Below are 234 nucleotides of genomic sequence, written 5' to 3' on the forward strand. Positions count from 1 at the left end.
GTAACCCCGCCGTTTGGGTCGATGATGTTTACCGTTTGCTCCATTTTGAAAGTTCGGATGATTGAGTTCATGAAAGAGGTGATTCCGTTTTTGATTGCACTATTGGCGGTATTAATGCTGCTCACCTTCTCAGAATCGTTAGTGATGTGGTTACCGAATGCAATTTAATAAAATAACGCCTCACTTTTGATGCGATAGGCCGCCAGTAAGGTTGGCGTCTCCTTAACATCGAGT

The 234-nt window shown here is 43.6% G+C and carries 1 protein-coding gene; it reads left to right on the forward strand.

Translation table 11 applies throughout. The features are described 5' to 3' along the window. Window positions 1–168, forward strand: a 168-nt coding sequence (locus P8629_RS12960) for a TRAP transporter large permease subunit (RefSeq protein ID WP_442908727.1), incomplete at its 5' end; no start/stop codon positions are given. Window positions 169–234: the final 66 nt, after the last annotated feature.

The sequence above is a fragment of the Hydrogenovibrio sp. 3SP14C1 genome (assembly GCF_029625905.1).
In the GTDB taxonomy this organism is placed as follows: domain Bacteria; phylum Pseudomonadota; class Gammaproteobacteria; order Thiomicrospirales; family Thiomicrospiraceae; genus Hydrogenovibrio.